Below are 20,145 nucleotides of genomic sequence, written 5' to 3' on the forward strand. Positions count from 1 at the left end.
GCCCCGGACGGCGGGTCAGTCCGTCCGCGGCCCGTCGCGCGGCCCGTCCGTGCGCAGGAGCAGCAGCGCCCGGTCGTCGCCGCCGCTGCGCTCCACGACCGCTTCGAAGAGCCGGTCGGCCAGCTCGGGCAGTCCGGCGGGACCGTCGCGGACGGCGCGCCTGAGGGTCTCCAGGCTCTCGCCCAGGTCGGTGCCGGGCTCTTCCACCAGTCCGTCGGTGCAGAGCAGGAGCGTATCGCCCGGCCCGAGCGTCCCGGTGGTGACCGGATAGCTGATCCCGCCGGGACCGGCGAACTCGGCGGACAGCCCGAGGGGCAGCCCGCCCTCGGCGGGGAGCCATGAGCAGCTCCCGTCGGCGCGGCGCACCAGCGGGTCGAGATGGCCGGCGCGCACGACCCGCAGCGCGCCGGTCGCGAGCACCAGCTCCACGTAGGTGCAGGTCGCGAAGCGGTCGGTGTCCAGTTGGCGCAGCAGGACGGAGGCGCGGGCGAGCGCGGTGTCCGGCGGGTGTCCCTCGGCCGTGTAGGCCCACAGCGCCATGCGCAGCTGGCCCATCACCACGGCCGCGTCCGTGTCGTGGCCCTGGACGTCGCCGATGGTCAGCCCGACCCGGCCGCCGGGCAGCGGCAGCACGTCGTACCAGTCGCCGCCGACGCTGCGGCCGATCCGCGCCGAGCGGTAGCGCACGGCGATCCGCGCGCCGGGGACCTCGGGGACGTGCCGGGGCAGCATGGCCTGCTGGAGGTCCTCGGCGAGATCGTGCTCCTGTTCGTAGAGCATGGCCCGTGCCAGGCTCTGCGCGATCCCGCTGCTGAGCGCGACGAGCAGATTGCGTTCCTCCTCGTGGAAGCCGCCGGGCCGGGGCGAGAGCAGCCCGAGCACGCCGATCGGCCGGGCCTGGGCGATCAGCGGGAGGTAGGCGCCCGAGGCCACGGCGAGCGGCTCGATGTGCGGCCACAGCAGCGGGTAGGAGGAGCTGAACTCCTCCCGGGATTCGATGAAGCGGGGCCGCTCGGTGCGCACCACCTCGCTCATCGGGTACGGGTCGGCGACCCTCGTGTAGCGCAGCTCGGGTACGAACGATCCGGAGCGGGCCTCGGCGACCGTCCGGATCCGGCCGCCCTCGACCACGCCGAGCATCACGCTGACGGCCGTGAGATGCCCGAGCGCCTCTCTGTCGCGCAGGATGTCCAGGACGTCCTCGACGGTGCCGGCGCTGGCCAGCAGGGCGGTGGTACGGGCCACCACGCCGGTCAGCCGCTGCCGGTCCTCGTCGAGGTCGCTGCGTGCGGCGATCTCGGTCAGTTCGTGCTGGGCGTCGCGGATGATGCCGATGACGCGCCGCGGCCGTCCGGTGGGGTCGTGCCGGATGTGCGCCTGGGTGTGGGCCCAGTGCGGGGCACCGTCCCGGCCGTGGATCCGGAAGTACGCGCCGTAGTCGGCCGGCCCTCGCTTGAGCGCCCGCGCGACGAGCGCCTTCAGCCGCGCGGCGTCGTGCGGCAGCAGCCGGTGGGCGAGGCTGTGCGGGTCGCCCCGGTAGGTGTCCGGCGCCACGTCGAGGAGGCGGAGCGCGGCCGGGTCCAGATGGAGGATCCCGGAGTCGAGATCCCAGTCGAAAGTGCCCATGCGGTTCAGAGCGAGGCTCAGGTCCGGATGGGCGGGCCAGTCGTCCGGCGGCACCGTGCCGGCCGGAGGTTCACCCCGTTCGGCCATGCGGTCACCTTCTCACCGATCGGCCGCCGCCACTCCCCGAGCGGATTGCGGACCCCGGCAGAAAGCGCTTCCTATCCGGCGGGGATCGGAGCAGACTTTCTCCGCGCACCACACGATCCCCGCCCACGAGCGCGTGCCGCCGACCCTTTCGAAGAGGACTCCGCCCTCCATGCCGAAACCCGAACCCGTCTCGCGAACGAGCCCGCTGGACCACCACTACTCCGGGGAGCATCCGCTCCGCACGCTCGCCTATCTCTTCCGCCCGGACCGGCGCAGGCTCTCGCTCGCCGTTCTCGTTTTCGCCGTCAAGCACATACCGGTCTGGCTGCTGCCGCTGATCACGGCCAACATCATCGATGTCGTCGTGGAGCACCGGCCGATCGCCGAGCTGTGGTACAACACCGGCGTCCTGGTCTTCGTCCTGGTCCTCAACTTCCCGCTGGCGCTGCTGTACGCACGCCTGATGAGCGCCAGCATCCGCCGGATGGGCCGCGAACTGCGCGCGGCGCTCTGCCGCCGGATGCAGCATCTGTCCATCGGGTACCACTCCCGGGTCAGCGCCGGCGTCCTGCAGACCAAGGTCGTACGGGATGTCGAGGGCGTGGAGCAGATGGCGCAGCAGAGCGCCGACATGGGGCTCGGCGCCGTCATGACGCTGATCGGCGGAGTGGCGGTGATCGGGTACCGGGCCCCCGTGGTACTGCCGGTCTTCCTGGTCGTCGTGCCGCTGGCGGCGCTGCTGGTGCTCCGGCTGCGCGCCCGTATCCGGAGCAACAACGAGCGGTTCAGGGTGGAGGTCGAGCGGATGTCCTCGCACGTCGGCGAGATGACCACCCTGATCCCCATCACCCGCGCCCACGGTCTGGAACGGACGGCGCTGCACCGTGTCGACCACACCCTGGAGCGGGTCCACTCCGCGGGTTTCCGGCTCGACCTGCTCAACGGCCGGTTCGGTTCGCTCTCCTGGATCCTGCTCAACACCATGGCCGTGGGCTGTCTGTCGGGCTCCGCGGTCGTCGCGTACCACGGCCTGCTGGGGCTGACGGCGGGCGACGTCGTCATGATCAGTGCCTTCTTCACCGCGCTGACCGCGTCGCTGACCACGCTGATGAGCCTGACCCCGATCGTCTCCAAGGGGCTGGAGTCGGTGCGCTCGATGGGCGAGGTCCTGCAGGCGCCCGATCTGGAGAGCAACGAGGGCAAGGCGTCCGTCGAGCGGGTCGGCGGGCGGATCGATTTCGAGGGGGTGGGGTTCGGCTACCCGGGGACGTCGGAGCCCTCGGTGCGCGGCTTCGACCTGTCCGTGCGGCCCGGCGAGACGATCGCGCTGGTCGGGGCGTCGGGCGCGGGCAAGTCCACCATCCTGAATCTGCTGATCGGGTTCATCAGGCCCACGGAGGGCCGCATCCTGCTGGACGGCGCGGACATGGCGGAGCTGGATCTGCGCACGTACCGGCGCTTCCTCTCGGTCGTGCCGCAGGAGTCGATCCTCTTCGAGGGGACCATCAGGGAGAACGTCACCTACGGTCTGGAGGACGGTGCCGACGAGGAGGCGCTGCGCCGGGCGCTGGTCGCCGCCCACGCGATGGAGTTCGTGGAGCGGCTGCCCGACGGTCTCGACACCGTGGTGGGGCAGCGCGGCGCGCGGCTGTCGGGCGGTCAGAAGCAGCGGCTGGCGATCGCCAGGGCGCTGATCAGGGATCCGCGGGTCCTGGTGCTGGACGAGGCGACGTCGGCGCTGGACAACACGTCGGAGGCGCTGATCCAGGACGCGCTGTCCCGTCTGGTCCAGGGCCGCACGGTGTTCGTCGTCGCGCACCGGCTGTCCACCATCCGCGGCGCGGACCGGATCGTGGTGATGGAGCACGGCCGGATCGTCGAGGTGGGGAGCCACCACGAGCTGCTGGCCGGCAGCGGCCCGTACGCCACCACGCTCCAGCCGCGCCGCTCGGGCTGACGGCCCGCGCACGCGCCCGCCCGGCGCGGCGAACGGGCGCCCGTTCGGCCGGTCGGGTGACCGGGCGGGCTGCGCCGATCAGGTGGGAGACCGAACTGATCGAGAACGGATCGCGCGTGGGGCGTTACCGAGTGTGAGTCGCGGCGTTGAAGTCCGTGAAGGCCGCACATCGTGCGGCTGTGCTCCACACGTTCAAGGAGAATCTTGATGTCGCGTATCGCGAAGGCAACCGCTGTTCTCGTCGGCACGGGCGCCGTGCTGGCCGGTGGCGCCGGTATGGCCGCTGCCGACGCCGGCGCCGGCGCCGCCGCTGTCGGCTCGCCCGGTGTCCTGTCCGGCAATGTCGTCCAGATCCCGGTGCACGTCCCGGTCAACGTCTGCGGCAACACGATCGACGTGGTCGGTCTGCTCAACCCGGCGTTCGGCAACCAGTGCGCCAACATCTCGGGCGGCCACCACGGCGGCTACGGCTACTGAGCCACAACACCCGGTGAGCCACGGCCACCGGTCTGATCGCGGAATGACGGTGCGCGGCCCCTCGGCCGCGCGATTCCGGTGAGGGTCGGCCCCTCGCGTGCGAGCGCGGGGGGCCGTCGTGCGTGCGGGGGTGCCGGGACCGGCCCGGCGTCCGTACGCGGTACGGCGGCCGGGCGGGCCGGGCTCATTCGGCGTAGCGGTAGAGCTTCGTGTGATCCAGGAGTGCGGACGGCTTGACGTTCCACGGGGGCAGGGGTTCGTCCAGGCTGGCGATCCGGTCCCGCTGCGGATCCCCCGCGCGCAGCCGCGTCCTCGGCAGATAGCCCGCGTCCGGGTGTGCGCGCTGCCAGCGGTCCCAGACGAGGTCGACGAAGGAGTGGTGCAGCCAGAAGACGGGGTCGTTGGGCGAGGCCGCGCTCAGCATGTCGCCGCCGACCCAGCGGTGGACCCGGTTGTGGTTGCGCTCGTGCGGGACGGAGCGCACGCTCCAGCCCTCCAGCGCGTTGCGGAAGCCCGTGGTGACGGTCGAGTCCCAGGGGTCGGCGTCGTAGATCTTCTGGTTCAGGGCCGACGCCAGTTCGTCCTTGTCGGGAAGGCTGACCGGGGCGCTCGGCCGGCCGAGGTCGCGGGTCAGGAACTTGGCGCTCGTCACCCCGTTCCTGATGGTCCAGTTGCCCGCCTTGTAGGCGAAGGGGCCGGTGGTGACCTGCTGGTCCCGCGGGCGGCCGGTGCCGCCGAGGAAGTCGTCGGCCCACAGCCCGGCGGCCGGGGTGTTGTCGCTGGTCCAGTCCCAGTACGGGACGGTCACCTGGGGGTCCACGCGCTGCAGAGCGCGCTCGAACTCCAGCAGGAACCGCCGGTGCCAGGGGAAGAAGGAGGGGGTCATGTGTGCCGCGCGCGGGCCGCTCCGGGCGTCGGCGGTGTTGTACTGGCTGTGCAGTCGGACGAACTCCTCGTACTCGCCCGTGCGCTTGAGTTCCAGAACGGCGCTGACGAAGCCGCGCCTCTCGGCTCCGGTGAGATCGCGCTGGTTCTTCCTGGTGTACACGGTCGGGCCTTCCCTGGTCGGATGTCAGATGTGGTGGAGCGGTCCCCCGGGCCGCAGCCGGGCGCCCCGCAGCTCGTCCACCGCGGCCCTGGCCGTCTCGATCGCGGTGGGGAACGACTGGTAGTGGTTGACCGCGCTCAGATATCCGCCGTCCGCGCGCCGCATCAGGTGCAGGGGCCGCCCGTCGATCAGGACGGCGGGCACGGCCTGCCCGCCGTCGTGTCCGGCCGGTACGGCGGCGGGAGCGCCGTCGCTCGTACGGCCCGGCCGCCGGGGGCCGATCTGGATCCGGCGCCCCCGGTACATCTCGTCGAGGGCCGCGTCGGGGCCGTCCGCCCGCGCGGGCGCGGCGGGCGCGCTCGGGCCCGCCCGCAGGATCGGTGCCAGGGCCGCCGAGGTGCCGGTGACCACGCCCAGCGTGAACAGCCCACGCAGCAGGTGGCGCCGGGACCGTCCGGGGCCGGGACCGCCGGAGCGCCCGGCCCGTGGCACCGCCGAGCGCCGCTGGTTTCCGTCCGCCATCAAGACCTCCGCTCGTCGCGACCAATGGGGCGGGGCGGCGGCGCGGGTGCGCGAGGAAGGCACGCGGCCCGGCCGCCGCCCCGACCGGGACAACGAGACGAGAGCCAAACGGTTATCGGGCGACCGGGTGGTGGCCTGCCCCTCGGTGGCGCGGGTCCGTTCAGACGATGCCGACGACCGTCACCGTGACCCGCACCCGGTCGCCCGGTTCGGACAGCACGTCCCCGGCCGCCGCCGCGACGGCCGCGCGCACGGCGCGGGTGACGTCGAGCGTGCGGTGCGAGGTGCGCGCGACCAGCTGGATGTCGATGTGCCAGGCGTCCGGGCCGCCGTCGAGCGCTCTGACCCGTACGCCCGCGTGACCCGCGGCCGTCCCGGTGCCGGGGCGTCCGGCGCGGGAGGCGGCGGAGGCGCGGAGCCGGTCGACGATGCCGGGCCGCAGAAACGCCACCCCCGCGGTCCGCCGTGCGGCGTCGGCCGTCGCCAGGGACAGTTCGTCCTGGATCTTCCGCTCAGTGTTCACCGGTGTCCTCCTTCCTGGTGCTCGCCGGATCCCGCCGGATCCTCCTCGTCGAGAACGTCGACGATCAGTACATCGATACGGGCCACGTCGATCCCGATGGCGTCCTCGGCCGCCTCGGCCACTCGTGCGCGTACCGACTCGGCCAATTCGGGCAGCGGCCACTGGAGCCCGGCCACGACCTCCAGCCTGACCTGGACGGGCCCCCGGTCCGCCGGTCCCCCGGCGGCGCCGCCGCCGCGCCGTGCGACCGCCGGGTCCAGCGGAGCGATACGGCAGCTGCCCGCCCGTACGCTCGGCAGGGACTCGGCGGCGGCGCGGAACGCGCGGGCGGCCGCGGCTTCCACGATCCAGGCGTCGTCCTCGGGGGCTCCCAGCGGCAGGGACCTGCCGGGGCGCAGCTCCAGCCGCACCATGTCCATGACGCGGCCGGTCAGCTCGGCGAGACCGGTGGCGTCGGACGGGTCGTCCGCGCGCGCCTCCCGTACCGCGTCGTCCAGGGCGGCCAGATCGGCCAGTGCGGCGGAGCAGTGCGGGCAGTCGGCCAGATGCGGGTCGAGCCCGCTCTCCCCGGCTTCCCACGCCTCCCAGACCGCGCTGAGTTCCCGGCCGCAGGGCAGGAGTTCCTCGTCGTCGGCCTCCGGGGCGCGCGCGTCCAGAGCCCCGTTCTCCCGGGCCCCGTTCTCCCGGGTCCCGGTCTCCGGAACCGCGCGCTCCGTCGCCGCCGACGACTCGTCGAGTGCGTTGTCGTCCGTAGGTGACTCCTCGTCAGGTGTGGTCGCGGGCTCGTCAGGCGTCCGCCCCGGCTCCCCGGGGCGGCCTGAATGCGCGTTCAGCGCCATGCGCTCATCGCCTCCGTCAGGTAGCGGCGTGCGCGGAAGACCCGGCCGCGGACCGCCTGCAGGCTGATTCCGACCGTCTCCGCGATGCTCTCGTACGACAATCCGTGCAGCTCGCGCAGTACCCAGCAGGCACGCTGTTCCGGCGAGAGCCCCGCCATGGCCACGGCCAGCGCGCGGGTGGCCGCGTGGGACTCGGCCACCCGGGCCGGTGAGGACTGGTATTCGGGCGCGGCCGGTTCCGGTACCGAGTCCAGATCGGTGGCCGGACGGCGCGCGCGTAGCTGGTTGAGGCACCGGTTGGTGACAATCCGGTACATCCAGGTTCTGAAGGCCGACTCGCCACGGAACTCGGGCAACTTGCGCCAGGCGTTCACGAACGCGTCCTGCACGGCGTCCTCCGCCTCGGTGCGATTGCCGAGCAGGCGCGTCGCCAGCTGGAGCATGACCGGGCCGTGCCGGCGCACCAGGACCTCGAACGCTTCCTCGTCGCCTTCGCCCGCGCGTACGGCCAGCAGACCGTCGTCGGACGGGTCGCGGTCCTGGGCCGGATCCTGCTCCCGGCCCCGTCCCGTGTCCCGGTCCGGCGCGCGTGCTGACAGTTGATTCCCGTTGCCGGGCACTCACCGACTCCTCTCGACATCCCCGTGAGCCCCGGTGTGGGGGGCCATGGAGTTGGACACGCGGGACGGCCCGTCGTCACGCGGAACCGTCACCGGAAAATTTCTCAGGAATCTCGCCGAACGCGCGTGACGATCTCGCGAGTGGCGGGTCCAACGCAGTGAGAGTCCCCGAGAGCCGGGTGACCGGACGAGAAAACAGGAGGCTGTCCCATGACAGCGACCCAGGAAGCTCCCGCGATCAAGAAGGCCGTGACCGGACAGGGCTCCACGGCCGCGGGTTCCACCACCGTCGGCGACGGGGCCGTCGGGGTGAACGAGCCGGCCGCGACGCGCGGCAGGACCTCCATCGCCGATGTCGTGGTCGTCAAGATCTCCGGGATGGCCGCGCGCGAGATCCCCGGTGTGTACGACATGGGCGGCGGCCTGTCCCGCACTCTGGGCGCCGTGCGCGACCGGGTGCCGGGCGGCCGTCCCAATGTGGGCCGGGGCGTCAAGGTCGAGGTCGGCGAGCGCCAGACCGCCATCGACCTGGACCTGGTGGTGGAGTACGGCGTGGCGATCACCGATGTGGCCCGTGATGTACGGGAGAACGTCATCGCCGCCGTCGAGCGGATCACCGGCCTTGAGGTCGTCGAGGTGAACGTCACCGTCAACGACGTCCACCTGCCCGAGGACGACGACGAATCCGCTCACGCGTCCGAGGGACGCGTCGCCTGATCACCGCCGCGGCTCTCGGCGGAACATCTGCCCGGGGTCGGGCTGAGAGCGCCGATCCCGGGCAGACGGTCAGCACGGCCCGCGCGCGGCTCGGGCCGGGGCCGGCCCCGGCCACGACGGTGCTGGTCAGGGCCGTCGTGGTGATGGGGCAGGCTGTGACCTGACCCGTCCCGTGGGGGACGGCATGTTCGAGGACGCAGGAGGCAGCGTTGTCCGCCGAGGAATCCGGACGCGGAGTGTTGGCACGCATCGGCAAGGCCGCTGTGAAGCGGCGCGGCCGGCTGGCCGGCGCACTGCGCCGCACACCACTCGCTCTGTGGCACGACGACGCCACCGACCAGGCCGCCGCCCTCACCTATTACGCGGTCCTGGCGATCTTCCCGGCGCTGCTGGTCACCGTCTGCTCCATCGGTCTGGCCGGACCCGACGCGAGCGCGCAGCTGGCCGACCAGGTGGCGGCCATCGTTCCGGCGCAGTCGCAGCCGCTGGTCCGCAGCTCGCTGGAGGAGATGACGCAGCAGCGCTCGGCCGCCTGGCTGCTGGCGTCGTTCGGCACCGTGGGCGCGATGTGGTCGGCCTCCAGCTATCTGGGCGTGTTCCGCCGTGCCCTGCACGCCATGCACGGCGCCGTCGACCACCGGCCGCCGTGGCGTACGGCGCCGCTGATCGTGCTGACCGCTCTGGCCATGCTGACCCTGCTGGTGACCAGCGCCCTCACGCTCGTGCTGACCGGAGAGGCCGCGGACACCCTGGGGCGGGTGCTGGGGATGGGCACGACGGTGTCCCTGGTGTGGCGGATGATGAAGTGGCCGCTGCTGCTGGCGCTGGCGGCGGTTCTGGTGCTGATGGTGTTCCGTACCGGCCCGGTGGACACACGGCGGCTCCGGCGCTCGCTGCCGGGCGGGATCCTCGCGGTGGCGCTCTGGCTGCTGACCTCGGCGGGGTTCGCGGTGTACACGTCGCACGCGGGCACGTACAACCGGCTCTACGGCTCGCTGGCGGGGATCATCGTGTTCCTCGTCTGGCTCTGGGTCACCAATCTCTCCCTGCTGGCCGGTGCGCAGTTCAACGCCGAACTGGCCAGAAGCGCGGCCTCCGACGCCCAGGAGTCCGACGCCCAGGAGGAGGAGTCGGGCGCGCGGGAGCCCGGCGAAGAGAAACACCCCGCGCCCGTCGAGGAGAAATCCGCCGAACGCGGGCCCGTCGAGGAGAATCCCGCCCCGGTCCCGGCGCCCCCGGCCGTGCCGGCGTCCGTACCGGCCTCCGTACCGACTTGTGTATCGGCGTCCGCGCTGGATCAGCGTCCGGTCTGACCGGCTCTGACCCGCGCGCGAGGGCCGGTCCGCGGGCGGGTGCCCGTCGGACCGGCCCGGTGTACCGCGGTGGTTCAGCAGCTCAGGTTGGATCCGGGTGTGGTGCCGAGGATCGACACGAAGTTCTGGTAGAGGTTGATCCGGCTCTGCACCTGCCCGGGGTTGCCCCCGTTGCACTCGATGCTGCCGTTGATGGAGCGGATGGTCTCGCCGAAGCCCCGGCCGTTGACCATGGCGTTGTGCGGCGTCATCGTGCCGGGACCGGTCTGGGTGTTCCAGTACCAGAGGGCGGTCTTCCAGGCCACGGCCGCGTCGTTCTGGACGAGGTTGGGGTTGTTCAGCAGGTCGATGCCGAGGGCGTCACCGGCCGCCTTGTAGTTGAAGTTCCAGCTCAGCTGGATCGGGCCGCGGCCGTAGTAGGCGGCCTGCCCGGCCGGGCAGCCGTAGGGCTGGCTCGGGTCGCAGTAGTGCGGGTAGTTGGCGGTGTTCTGCTCGACGATGTGGACCAGTCCGCCGGTCTCGTGGCTGGCATTGGCCAGGAACGCGGCGGCCTCCTGGCGCTTGACCGTGTCGCTGCCGGTGTTGGCGAAGCCCGGGTAGGCGCTCAGCGCGGCCTTCAGCCCGCTGTAGGTGTAGAAGGAGTTCCGGCTCGGGAACATCTGGTTGAACTGGGCTTCGCTGACGACGAATCCGCCCGGTGCCGGGGGCTCGGTCCCTCCGCCGCAGGTGTAGGGGGTCCAGTACCAGGTGCTGATGACCGGGTCGTAGCCCGGGTTGTCGTGTTCGGCGCGGTAGTACTTTCCGTCGGTGTATGTGACGATGTCGCCGGTGACGTACGAACGGCCCGCGACCCACGACGGGTAGTCGCAGCTGCCGCCGGAGCCGCCGCCGGGGCTGGATCCGTCACAGCCGCCCTGGTCGGCCCAGACGTCGGAGGTGCCGGGGGCCTCTCCCTGCGTCCACCACTTCGCCGACCAGTTGTGGCCGTTGTACGAGGCGACGTTGCCGCCGGTGTAGACGGCCGAGGTGTTCCAGCCCGCCGCGCAGGTCGCGGCGGAGGCGGACGAGGCGGGCAGGAACATCAGGAGAGCGAGGGCCGAGGCCATCGCGGTGAACAGGGCCAGTACACGCTGTCTCAAACGACTCACTCCTTCGCGCGAGCAGCCGGAGTCCGGCGCTCACCATGGGGGGTGAGGGAACCAAAGCGGAAATCGCGTGCGCCTGTCAAGGTCTAGACCAAAGCCCGCCACGCGGGACGGTCGCTTCCCGGCCTTCAGCGCCGCGCCCCGGCCAACGTCGAGGCGCGTACGACCAGTTCGGGCTGGAGCACGATGCGCCGGTGCTCGTGCGCGACCGCGTCCCGCGCCGTCTCCTCGATCAGCAGGTCGGCGGCGGCGCCGCCGAGCTGGAAGGCGGGCTGGCGCACCGAGGTGAGCGGTACGGCGGCGGCCGAGGCGAACTCGATGTCGTCGTAACCGACGAGGGCGATGTCCTCGGGGACCCGTACGCCCGCGTGGTACAGCGTCTGGAGGACGCCGAGAGCCAGCAGGTCGTTGGCGCAGAACACCGCGTCCGGCCGGACCGCCATGCCGAGCAGCCGCGCCCCCGCGTCCCGGCCCGCGGCGACGTCGAGACGCGCGGCCTCGACATGGCGCAGCGCGCCGGGCCCGCGTCCCTCCTCGGCGAGGGCGAGCAGCGCGCCCTCGCGGCGGTTCTGGCACTGCGCCAGATGCATCGGGCCGCTGACGTAGGCGATGTCGCGGCTGCCCCTGCGCAGCAGATGGCGTACGGCCAGCGCACCGCCGGTCACATCGTCGACGGAGACGGAGCAGCCCGCGCTGCTGGGCACGATCCGGTCGACGAGGACGAACGGGATGCCGTGGCGGCGGAAGGCGTCGAGGTTGCGGCCGCTCATGTCGGCCGGGGTGACGAGCACGCCCCGCACCTGCTGTTCGGAGAACATGGTGAGGTAGGTGGCCTCCTCCGCCGGGCTCTCCGCGCTGTTGCAGAGCATCACGCCGAGCCCGGCGGCGCGGGCGGAGCGTTCCGCGCCGGAGGCCACCTCCACGAAGAACGGGTTGGCCATGTCGAGCACGAGCACGGCCAGGATGCGGCTGCGGCCCGCGCGCAGCTGGCGCGCGGACTCGCTGCGTACATAGCCGAGCCGTTCGATGGCGGACAGGACGCGCAGCCGGGTCTCCTCGGTGACGGAGTCGGGCCGGTTGATCACGTTCGAGACGGTGCCCACCGAGACCCCGGCCGCTCCCGCCACATCCTTGATTCCCACCGGCCGCCGCATCAGACCGTGACTTCCACCAGGTCGAGTCCGGTCAGCCCGGCCAGCGCGCGCAGCTCCGGCAGGAGCGCGCCGGTGGCCAGTGCCCAGTGGTGGCCGACGCCGCTCGCGCTCCACGCGTCGGTCCACTCCCCCGGGTCGCAGCCGAAGCCGACGCGTGAGGTGGTGTTGCCGATCTCCAGATGCGGTCCTTCGACCACCTCGCCCTCGGCCGCGATCAGCCGGTAGCGGCCGTCGCGGCTCTGGCCGAGTCCGACCAGCGTCACCGGGCCGTGCCGTACGTCGAATTCGACGGAGACGCCCCAGCCGCGCTTGCCGTGGTAGACACCGAGCCCGCGCAGCAGGGGCTTGCGCGCGCTGATGGCGAGGTGACCGGGGCCGTCGTGGCCCATCTCGACGACTCCGGCGGTGAAGTCGAGCGCCTGGAGTTCGGTGAAGGAGCCGCCCGCGCCGAGCCGGTCGGTGATCAGCATGGCCAGCGAGGTGCGCAGCTCGTACTCCCCGCAGGTCGGCACGGAGCGCGAGGTGAGCAGGGAGGAGCCGAGGATCATGCCGGCGCCGAGCCGCTCGTGGACCTCGCCCTTCAGCCCGCGGTGGTAGTACGCGAGCGAGTCCAGGTCGAAGTCGGCGACGAGCCGGTCGAGTCCGACGGCGACCCGGGCGGCCCAGCGCAGGTCGTCCTCGACCACGGAGTCGGCGAGGTCGAAGACCCGGCGGGTCTCGTCGAGCTTGGCGGCGACGTCGTCGTCCCCGGCCGCCTCCACCCGGACCCGCAGGTCGTCGAACTCGACCACCTCCACATGTCCGCCGAGCTGTCCCGGGACCATGGTGAGGTCGGTGGAGACGTCGTACATGCCGGGGTAGAGATGGCCCATCAGTCCGTGCCGGCCGTGGCGCAGCACGGAGCGGACCCCGGCGGCGCGGATCCAGCGGCCGATGCGTGCCCAGGCCCGTTCGTCCTCCAGATGGCCGGAGACCGAGCGGAAGGGCACGCCGACGCGTTCGAAGGCGTTGGCCATCTCGGGCAGCGGGCAGGCGCCGCAGTAGGCGAGCCACTGGCCGGTGTCGAAGGAGGCGTGGTCCATGGCGGGGGTGGGCTGGAGGTTGATCAGCAGGACGGGGGCGCCGCTGCGCTGGGCGATGGGGACGAGCATCGTGGCCGTCATATAGGTGGTGAGGAAGCCGACGATCAGGTCGCAGCCGGCCGCGCGCAGTTTCTCGGCGGCCGCCGCGCCTTCCTCGGCGTCCGAGATGAAGCCGACGTCGATCACCTCGGCGTCGAACGCGCGCATGCGTGCGGTGACCCGGGCGGCCGAGCCGCGCAGTTGCGGGAGCAGGTCGGGGAACTGCGGCCAGTACGCGCCGAGGCCGCCCGCGACCAGGCCGATCCTGGGCTTTCTGGCGACGGCGGGGGTACGGGTGGCGGTGCGGGCCTCTGGTGTGGTCATGGCGGACCCTTCGTGCGTCAGGACGGGAGCCGGAAGTCGATGACACGCAGCGCGGAGGGCGTGGTGCCGCTCGACTTCCGCTGGTACATGTACGACAGAACACCGTCCTGCGCGAGGCGGGTGTCGTCCACCACGACCTCGCCGAAGGCGTTCAGGGCGCCGGCGTCGTACAGGGTCTTCCAGTCGGTGTAACCGGAGGACTTCGAGGCCGCGGCGATCCGGCCGTAGGGCAGGACGGCGTAGGCGTTGTCGTACTTGTCGAGGACGAGACGGGTGCGCTGGCTGGAGTCGAGCGGGACGGGTATCTCCGTCTTCTTCCAGTCGCCTGCCGCGTTACTGACCAGGTGGAAGGCGCGGCCGTGCGCGGTCCTGTCGGCGGCGTAGCCGGTGGTGCACTGGCCGAACCGGCCCGGGACATAGCTGATGATCGCCTGCGGGAGGCCGGTGGAGTCGGTGGCCTGACTCTCCTGGTTCATCAGCGAGTGGTCGGGGTTGAGCGGGTCGACGACCGTGCCGGGGTCGTCGACGGTGACCTTGTCGGAGCCGCCGGTGGTGCCGACGGCGGTGCCCGCCTGGTTGCGCCAGGTCCGGCCGCGGTCGGTGCTGTAGACGTAGCCGGTGTCGTGGTTGGTGAGGCCGCCGTTGTGGCACATGACGGCGTTGGACTGTTCGCGCCAGGTGTAGAAGGCGTGGAGGCGGCCGTCGGGGCCGTAGTCGATGCCGTGCAGATACATGTTGCGGGCGGTGCTGGAGCCGTGCTCGCTGGTGTAGGTACCGGTGGAGCCGGACCATTCGCCGAGCGCGGTCCACTTCGTGCCGTCGTACTCGGCGAGGGCGTTGCGGCCGTTGCCGGAGACGCCGGCCCGGTAGCTGAGCTGGAGCCGGCCCTCGGGGGTGGCGACGAACTGCGGATAGGTGAACTGGGAGGTGAGGGCGAGCCCGTCCAGCGTGGTCTGTACGGGGCCGAACGCGTCGCTCGCCCAGGCGCGCCCCGCCGGGTCGTCCAGCAGTCCGGCGGCCGACTTCAGGTAGAAGAAGCCGTCGCTGTGGGAGTCCAGGTTGATGTGCAGTCGGCCGTCGACGCGTGAGAGGCCCATGGAGATGACGTTGTGGGAGTCGTCGGTGCTCAGCCGGTGCGCCAGCCGTACGGTCTGCCAGGAGGAGGCGCCGAGTGCGCGCCGGGCGACGACGGCGGTGCGGTCGGCCGTGTACCAGGCGGCGTACTGGTGGCCCTTGTAGGTCAGCAGCCCGTTCTTCTGGAACGAGTTGTTGTTGACGAGGCCGTCGTAGGAGACGAAGTAGATGGCCTGGGGGTCGAGCTGGGTGTCGGCCACCCGGGTGACGGCGGGGCCGGGGTCGGCGGCCCGCGCCGTGCCCGCGGCGCCGGGCAGCGAGGCGGCGGTGAGGAGCACGGTGGCCGCGGTCGCGGCGGTCCTGAGTCTCATGTCCGTATCTCTCCGTTGAGTGCGGGACCCTGGCGCGCGGCCCGGCCGGGCGCCCTGCCGGTTCCGGCGGGGCGGCGGCCGTCGGCCGCGTGTCAGGCGAGGTGGAAGACCTCGGTGAGCGGCTTCATCGCCTCGTCCGGCCGGTCGCCGTCGAGCGCTTCGAAGAAGGGCGCCATGTCCTTCTGCCACCGGGCGTTGACCTCGGTGGCGGCCATGGCCTCCTGGGCCGCGGTGAAGTCCTCGGTCTCCAGGTAGCCGACGAGGAGTCCGTCGTCGCGCAGGAAGAGCGAGTAGTTGTGCCAGCCGCACTGCGACAGGGCCAGGAGCATGTCCGGCCAGACGGCGGCGTGCCGCTCGCGGTATTCGGTGATGCGGTCCTGACGGACCTTCAGCAGGAAGCAGACGCGTCGCACGATTTCCCGCCCCGCTCAGAAGTCGAACTTGTCGATGTTCTTCTTGTCGAAGACGGTCGGTTCGCCGAGGATGACCTCGCCGTCCTTGCCGATGGTGTACTCGCCGAGCTTGCCCGCCTTGAACTTCTCCCCCTCGGCGCCGGTGATCTGCCCGGAGGCCAGGGCCGCGGCGGCGTACGAGCCGAGGTAGCCCAGCTCCTCGGGGTTCCACAGGGAGAACTGCTCGACGGTGTCGTTCTTGACGTACTTGCGCATCTGGTTGGGGGTGCCCAGCCCGTTGAGGACGACCTTGCCCTTGTACGAGGAGTCGCCCAGGTAGCGGGCGGCGGCGGCGATGCCGACGGTGGTGGGCGAGATGATGCCCTTGAGGTCCGGGTAGGCCTGCATGAGGCCCTGGGTCTGCTGGAAGGACTTCTGGTCCGCGTCGTCGCCGTAGGCCACCTTGACCAGCTGCATGTCCTTGTACTTGGGCAGCTTCAGCTCGTCCTTCATGAACGCGATCCAGGTGTTCTGGTTGGTGGCGTTCTGGGTGGCCGAGAGGATGGCGATCTTGCCCTTGTAGTCGATCTGCTCGCCGAGGTGCTGGACGAGGCTGCGGCCGATCTGTTCGGAGCTGGCCTGGTTGATGAAGAGCTGGCGGCAGTCCTTGGCGGTGTCCGAGTCGTACGCGACGACCTTGATGTTCTTCTTCATGGCCTGCTTGAGCGGGCCGCACACCGCGTTCGGGTCGTTGGCCGCGATCAGGATGGCGTCCTGGCGCTGCTGGATGAGCGTGTTGATGTACGAGACCTGCGAGGAGGCGCTGGCGTCGGAGGGGCCGACCTCCTTGCCGGTGGCGCCGTACTCCCCGGCGGCCTTGATGCCGGCCTCGTCGACGATCTTCTCGTACGGGTTGTTGATCTGCTTGGGCAGGAAGGCGAGTTTGAGGCCCTTCTTCAGCGGCGCGTCCGGGTTGGCCGACGCGGCGGCGGCGCCCGTGTCGCCCCCTTCCTCGACGGCGCTGTCCTTGGTGGTGCCGGAGCACGCGGTCAGGGCGACGGCGAGGGCACAGGCGGTGGCGGCGGTGGCGGCCGCGCGGCGTCGGGCAGCGGTACGGATGAGCATGGCGGGGGTGCCTTTCTGGAGGTTCGGGGGGCGGCTCGGCGGGCCGAGGGCTTCAGGGCGTGGCGGTGGGTGCGTCGGCCGCGCGTCGGTGCCGGCGCTCGACGACGGTGGCGATCAGCCGCGGGGTGAGTACGGAGGCGACCAGCAGCAGGCCCGTCACGATGACCTGGACCTCGTTGGGCACGTCGTTGAGGGTGAGCAGGTTCTTGAGGACGCCGATGAGCAGCACCCCGGCGACGGCACCGAACAGCGTGCCCTTGCCGCCGTCGAAGTCGACGCCGCCGAGCAGGACGGAGGCGATGACGAGCATCTCGAAGCCGAGACCGTTGTCGGCGCGCGCGCTGCCGTACCGGAGGGTGAAGACGATCCCGGCGAAGGCGGCGAACACTCCGGTGACCACGAAGAGGATCAGCTTGAAGCGCTTGACCCTGATCCCGGCGAAGTAGGCGGCCTCCTCCTGGGCGCCGATGGCGAACAGGGACCTGCCGAAGGAGGTCGAGTGCAGCAGGACGGCGGTGGCGGCGGCCAGGACGATGAACAGGGCGACCGGATAGGTGACGAAGGTGCCGGGGACGGTGGTGGTGTCCACGGCCCAGTCGGCGTAGGTACGGGGGAAGTCGGTGACGGCGTCGCTGCCGAGCGCGACCGAGGCGAGGCCGCGGTAGAGGGCGAGCGTGCCGATGGTGACGGCGAGCGAGGGCAGCCCCACCCGGGTGACGAGCCAGCCGTTGAGCAACCCGCCGGCGACTCCGACGAGCAGCACCACCGGGACGATCAGTTCGAAGGCCCAGCCGGCGTTCCACAGGGCGCCGGTCAGCGCGCTGCCCAGGCCCAGCATGGAGGCGACGGAGAGATCGACCTGTCCGGCCACGACCAGCAGGGTCATCGGCAGGGCGATGAGGGCGACTTCGGCGATGTCGTTGAAGGCGAAGGCGAGGTTGTCGCCCGACGCGAAGCCGTCGGTGCCGGAGAGTCCGACGACGAAGACGGCCACCAGCAGGGCACCGACCGCCGAGTCCCAGCGCAGGGCGACGGCCTTGACGCGTTCGCCGGGTGTCGCGCCGCGCTGGTGCGGTGCGGGCGCCCGGGGGCGCGGCGCGGTCTGTGTGTCAGGCGCCATTCCCATGTCGGGCGCTCCTCTTCCTCAGTGCTGCTGTCATGCGCAGGGAGACGATCCGGTCGACGCTGATGGCCGCCAGGAGCAGCGCGCCGGTGATGGCGCCCTGCCAGAACGCGTCGACCTTCAGGACGATCAGCGCGCTGCCGATGGTGGTGAGGAGCAGCGCGCCGAGCGCCGCGCCCCAGACGGTGCCGGTGCCGCCGGTGATGGCGACGCCGCCGACCACCACGGCGCTGACGACGGTCAGTTCCCAGCCGTGCGCGTTGTCCGCGACGACCGTGCCGAAGCGGGCGAGCCACAGGGCGCCGGCGAAACCGGCGACGGCGCCGGAGAAGGCGTACGCGCCGAGGATCCTGCGGCGGATGGGTACGCCGGCCAGCCGGGCGGCCTCGGGGTTGGAGCCGATGGCGTACAGCTCGCGGCCCGAGCGGTAGGAGCGCAGGAAGTAGGCGGTGGCGGCGAGCAGGACCAGGGCGATGAGCGGCAGCCAGGGGACGCCGAGGACGCCGCCGCTGCCGAGGCTCAGGATCGGGTCGGGCACGTCGCCCGCGCTGATCTGTTCGCCCTGCGCCCACCAGTAGTCCAGGCCCTGGATGATGTAGAGCATGCCGAGGGTGACCACCAGGGCGGGCACCCGGCCGAAGCTGACCAGCGCGCCGCTGACCAGTCCGCAGGTCACGCCGAGGGCGGCGCCCAGCAGCAGGACGGTGAGCACGCCGTGGTCGGTACCGGCGACGAACTTGCCGCAGGCGAAGGCGGAGAGCCCGACGACGGAGCCGACCGAGAGGTCGATGTTGCGGGTGACGACGACCACGGACTGGCCGACGGCGAGCAGGACCAGGATGGAGGCGTTCAGCAGCAGGTCCTTGACGCCCTGGTCGTCGAGGAAGCGGGGGTTGGAGATCCAGGTGAAGAGGATGAGCAGCGCCAGTGCTCCGGCGATGCTGATCTCCCTGGCCCGGAAGACGGCGTCCACGAGCGAGCGGGCCGAGCGGCCCTCGCCGGTGTCCGTGGGCGGTTTGTCGAGAAGTGTGGTCATGCCGCGGCCCTTTCGCCCGGTGTGGTCATGCCGCGGCCCTGTCACCGAGTCCGGTCGCCGCCGCCATCACCGTTTCCTCGGTGGCCTCGGCCCGCGGGATCTCGGCGGTCAGCCGCCCCTCGTGCATCACGAGCACCCGGTCGGCCATGCCGAGCACCTCCGGCAGGTCGGAGGAGATCATCAGGACGGCGAGGCCCTCGGCGGCCAGGGAGGAGAGCAGCCGGTGCACCTCGGCCTTGGTGCCGACGTCGATGCCGCGGGTGGGTTCGTCGACGATGAGCACGGCGGGTTCGGTGGCCAGCCACTTGGCGAGGACGACCTTCTGCTGGTTGCCGCCGGAGAGCACGCCGACGGGGTCGGCGAGCCGGTTGTACTTGAGCTGGAGGCGGACGGCCCAGTCGGCGGCCCGGCCGCGTTCCAGGGCCCGGCGCACCAGACCGCCGCGGCCCAGCCGGTCGAGACCGGTGAGGGCGATATTCCGTTCGATGGACATGTCCATCACCAGTCCGCGCTGCCTGCGGTCCTCGGGGACGAGCGCGAGCCCGGCGTCCATGGCGGCCGTCGGGGAACCGGCGGGCAGCACGCGTCCGTCGACCACCACCTCGCCGGCGTCGGCCCGGTCGACGCCGAAGACGGCCTGCGCCACTTCGCTGCGCCCCGCGCCGACCAGCCCGGCCAGGGCGACGATCTCGCCGCTGCGCACCTCGAAGGAGACGTCGTGGAACACGCCCTCCCTGGTCAGCCTGCGCACCGCGAGCGCGGTCCCGCCCACGGTGGTGCGCTGCTTGGGGTACAGCTCGCCGAGGTCGCGGCCGACCATGGAGCGGACGAGGTCGTCCTCGGTCAGTCCCTCCAGCGGCTGCGAGGAGATCAGCCGGCCGTCCCGCAGGGTGGTGACCCGCTGGCAGAGCGCGAAGATCTCCTCCAGCCGGTGGGAGATGAACAGGACGGCGGCGCCTTCGGCCCGCAGGGTCCGTACGACGGAGAACAGCCGGGCGGTCTCACCGCCCGTCAGGGCCGCGGTGGGCTCGTCCATGATGAGGACGCGCGCGTCGAAGGAGAGCGCCTTGGCGATCTCCACGATCTGCTGGTCGGCGATGGACAGACCGCGCGCGGGCCGGTCGGGGTCCAGCTCCACGCCGAGGCGCTTCATGAGCGCCGCGGTGGTCTCCCGTACGGCCGTGTGGTCGATACGGCCCAGCGCCCGCCGGGGCTGGCGTCCCATGAAGATGTTCTCGGCGATCGACAGATCGGGGAAGAGCGTCGGCTCCTGGTAGATGACGGCGATCCCGGCGTCACGGGCGTCGGCAGGGCCGTGGAAGACGACGGGCGCGCCGTCGAGCCGTACTTCCCCGGTGTCGGGCGCGTGCACCCCGGCGAGCGTCTTGATCAATGTGGACTTGCCCGCGCCGTTCTCCCCGGCGAGGGCGTGCGCCTCGCCGGGGAACAGGCACAGGGAGACGTCCCGCAGGGCCCGTACGGCGCCGAAGGACTTGCTCACGTCCTTGAGGGCCAGGACCGGGGCGGGGCCGGTGGCGGGCTGGTTCATGA

The 20,145-nt window shown here is 71.7% G+C and carries 18 protein-coding genes and 1 pseudogene; 4 read left to right on the top strand and 15 right to left on the bottom strand.

Annotation, left to right across the window (positions count from 1 at the left end; all coding sequences use genetic code 11):
- Positions 1–24 precede the first annotated feature (24 nt).
- Positions 25–1,713: pseudogene (locus DVH02_RS09410) on the bottom strand (SpoIIE family protein phosphatase); the annotation flags it as partial.
- A gap of 169 nt (positions 1,714–1,882) precedes the next feature.
- On the opposite strand from DVH02_RS09410, the gene DVH02_RS09415 reads away from it, so the two are divergent.
- Positions 1,883–3,670, top strand: coding sequence for an ABC transporter ATP-binding protein (locus DVH02_RS09415; RefSeq protein WP_114623302.1), 1,788 nt, complete (start codon positions 1,883–1,885; stop codon positions 3,668–3,670).
- 207 nt (positions 3,671–3,877) lie between these two features.
- Positions 3,878–4,147 carry a chaplin gene (locus tag DVH02_RS09420; protein ID WP_114623303.1) on the top strand — a complete coding sequence of 90 codons (270 nt, stop codon included), beginning with the start codon at positions 3,878–3,880 and terminating at the stop codon, positions 4,145–4,147.
- A 184-nt stretch (positions 4,148–4,331) separates the two neighbouring features.
- On the opposite strand, the gene DVH02_RS09425 is transcribed toward DVH02_RS09420, so the two are convergent.
- The 5 genes from DVH02_RS09425 to DVH02_RS09445 form a co-directional block, all read right to left on the bottom strand.
- On the bottom strand, positions 4,332–5,195 hold the full coding sequence (locus DVH02_RS09425) for a tyrosinase family protein (protein WP_114623304.1): 864 nt from the start codon (positions 5,193–5,195) through the stop codon (positions 4,332–4,334).
- A 24-nt stretch (positions 5,196–5,219) separates the two neighbouring features.
- Positions 5,220–5,717, bottom strand: a complete 498-nt coding sequence (locus tag DVH02_RS09430) for a tyrosinase family oxidase copper chaperone (RefSeq protein ID WP_114623305.1) — start codon at positions 5,715–5,717, stop codon at positions 5,220–5,222.
- A 160-nt stretch (positions 5,718–5,877) separates the two neighbouring features.
- Positions 5,878–6,240 (bottom strand): Asp23/Gls24 family envelope stress response protein, encoded by a 363-nt coding sequence (locus DVH02_RS09435; protein WP_114623306.1) that lies wholly within the window; start codon positions 6,238–6,240, stop codon positions 5,878–5,880.
- Positions 6,237–7,079, bottom strand: coding sequence for an Asp23/Gls24 family envelope stress response protein (locus DVH02_RS09440; RefSeq protein ID WP_114623307.1), 843 nt, complete (start codon positions 7,077–7,079; stop codon positions 6,237–6,239). Before DVH02_RS09440 ends, DVH02_RS09435 begins: the two co-directional genes overlap by 4 nt.
- Positions 7,070–7,699 (bottom strand): RNA polymerase sigma factor, encoded by a 630-nt coding sequence (locus DVH02_RS09445; RefSeq protein WP_114623308.1) that lies wholly within the window; start codon positions 7,697–7,699, stop codon positions 7,070–7,072. Before DVH02_RS09445 ends, DVH02_RS09440 begins: the two co-directional genes overlap by 10 nt.
- Before the next feature lie 210 nt (positions 7,700–7,909).
- Between DVH02_RS09445 and DVH02_RS09450 the strand changes: the two genes are divergently transcribed.
- Together DVH02_RS09450 and DVH02_RS09455 are read left to right on the top strand one after the other, a co-directional pair.
- Positions 7,910–8,416 (top strand): Asp23/Gls24 family envelope stress response protein, encoded by a 507-nt coding sequence (locus DVH02_RS09450; protein WP_114623309.1) that lies wholly within the window; start codon positions 7,910–7,912, stop codon positions 8,414–8,416.
- 209 nt (positions 8,417–8,625) lie between these two features.
- Entirely contained in the window at positions 8,626–9,729 is a 1,104-nt protein-coding gene (locus DVH02_RS09455; protein WP_114623310.1) for a YihY/virulence factor BrkB family protein, read from the top strand.
- 74 nt (positions 9,730–9,803) lie between these two features.
- Here DVH02_RS09455 and DVH02_RS09460 read toward each other — a convergent pair whose 3' ends face one another.
- The 9 genes from DVH02_RS09460 to DVH02_RS09500 form a co-directional block, all read right to left on the bottom strand.
- Positions 9,804–10,868, bottom strand: a complete 1,065-nt coding sequence (locus DVH02_RS09460; RefSeq protein ID WP_233518116.1) for a glycoside hydrolase family 19 protein — start codon at positions 10,866–10,868, stop codon at positions 9,804–9,806.
- 134 nt (positions 10,869–11,002) lie between these two features.
- Positions 11,003–12,028, bottom strand: a complete 1,026-nt coding sequence (locus DVH02_RS09465) for a LacI family DNA-binding transcriptional regulator (protein ID WP_114623311.1) — start codon at positions 12,026–12,028, stop codon at positions 11,003–11,005.
- Positions 12,028–13,473 (bottom strand): L-fucose/L-arabinose isomerase family protein, encoded by a 1,446-nt coding sequence (locus tag DVH02_RS09470; protein ID WP_114623312.1) that lies wholly within the window; start codon positions 13,471–13,473, stop codon positions 12,028–12,030. Before DVH02_RS09470 ends, DVH02_RS09465 begins: the two co-directional genes overlap by 1 nt.
- Positions 13,474–13,490: 17 nt before the next feature.
- Positions 13,491–14,918, bottom strand: a complete 1,428-nt coding sequence (locus tag DVH02_RS09475; protein WP_114623313.1) for a BNR repeat-containing protein — start codon at positions 14,916–14,918, stop codon at positions 13,491–13,493.
- A 92-nt stretch (positions 14,919–15,010) separates the two neighbouring features.
- Positions 15,011–15,331, bottom strand: a complete 321-nt coding sequence (locus DVH02_RS09480) for an L-rhamnose mutarotase (protein ID WP_114623314.1) — start codon at positions 15,329–15,331, stop codon at positions 15,011–15,013.
- A 15-nt stretch (positions 15,332–15,346) separates the two neighbouring features.
- The gene (gene rhaS, locus DVH02_RS09485) at positions 15,347–16,435 is read right to left on the bottom strand and encodes a rhamnose ABC transporter substrate-binding protein (protein WP_114623315.1); all 1,089 of its coding nucleotides are present in this window, start codon (positions 16,433–16,435) and stop codon (positions 15,347–15,349) included.
- A gap of 52 nt (positions 16,436–16,487) precedes the next feature.
- On the bottom strand, positions 16,488–17,561 hold the full coding sequence (locus DVH02_RS09490) for an ABC transporter permease (RefSeq protein WP_114623316.1): 1,074 nt from the start codon (positions 17,559–17,561) through the stop codon (positions 16,488–16,490).
- The gene (locus DVH02_RS09495) at positions 17,545–18,594 is read right to left on the bottom strand and encodes an ABC transporter permease (protein ID WP_114623343.1); all 1,050 of its coding nucleotides are present in this window, start codon (positions 18,592–18,594) and stop codon (positions 17,545–17,547) included. Before DVH02_RS09495 ends, DVH02_RS09490 begins: the two co-directional genes overlap by 17 nt.
- A 25-nt stretch (positions 18,595–18,619) precedes the next feature.
- On the bottom strand, positions 18,620–20,143 hold the full coding sequence (locus DVH02_RS09500) for a sugar ABC transporter ATP-binding protein (RefSeq protein ID WP_114623317.1): 1,524 nt from the start codon (positions 20,141–20,143) through the stop codon (positions 18,620–18,622).
- Between the last annotated feature and the right edge of the window lie 2 nt (positions 20,144–20,145).

Source organism: Streptomyces corynorhini (assembly GCF_003346515.1).
In the GTDB taxonomy this organism is placed as follows: Bacteria; Actinomycetota; Actinomycetes; order Streptomycetales; family Streptomycetaceae; genus Streptomyces; species Streptomyces corynorhini.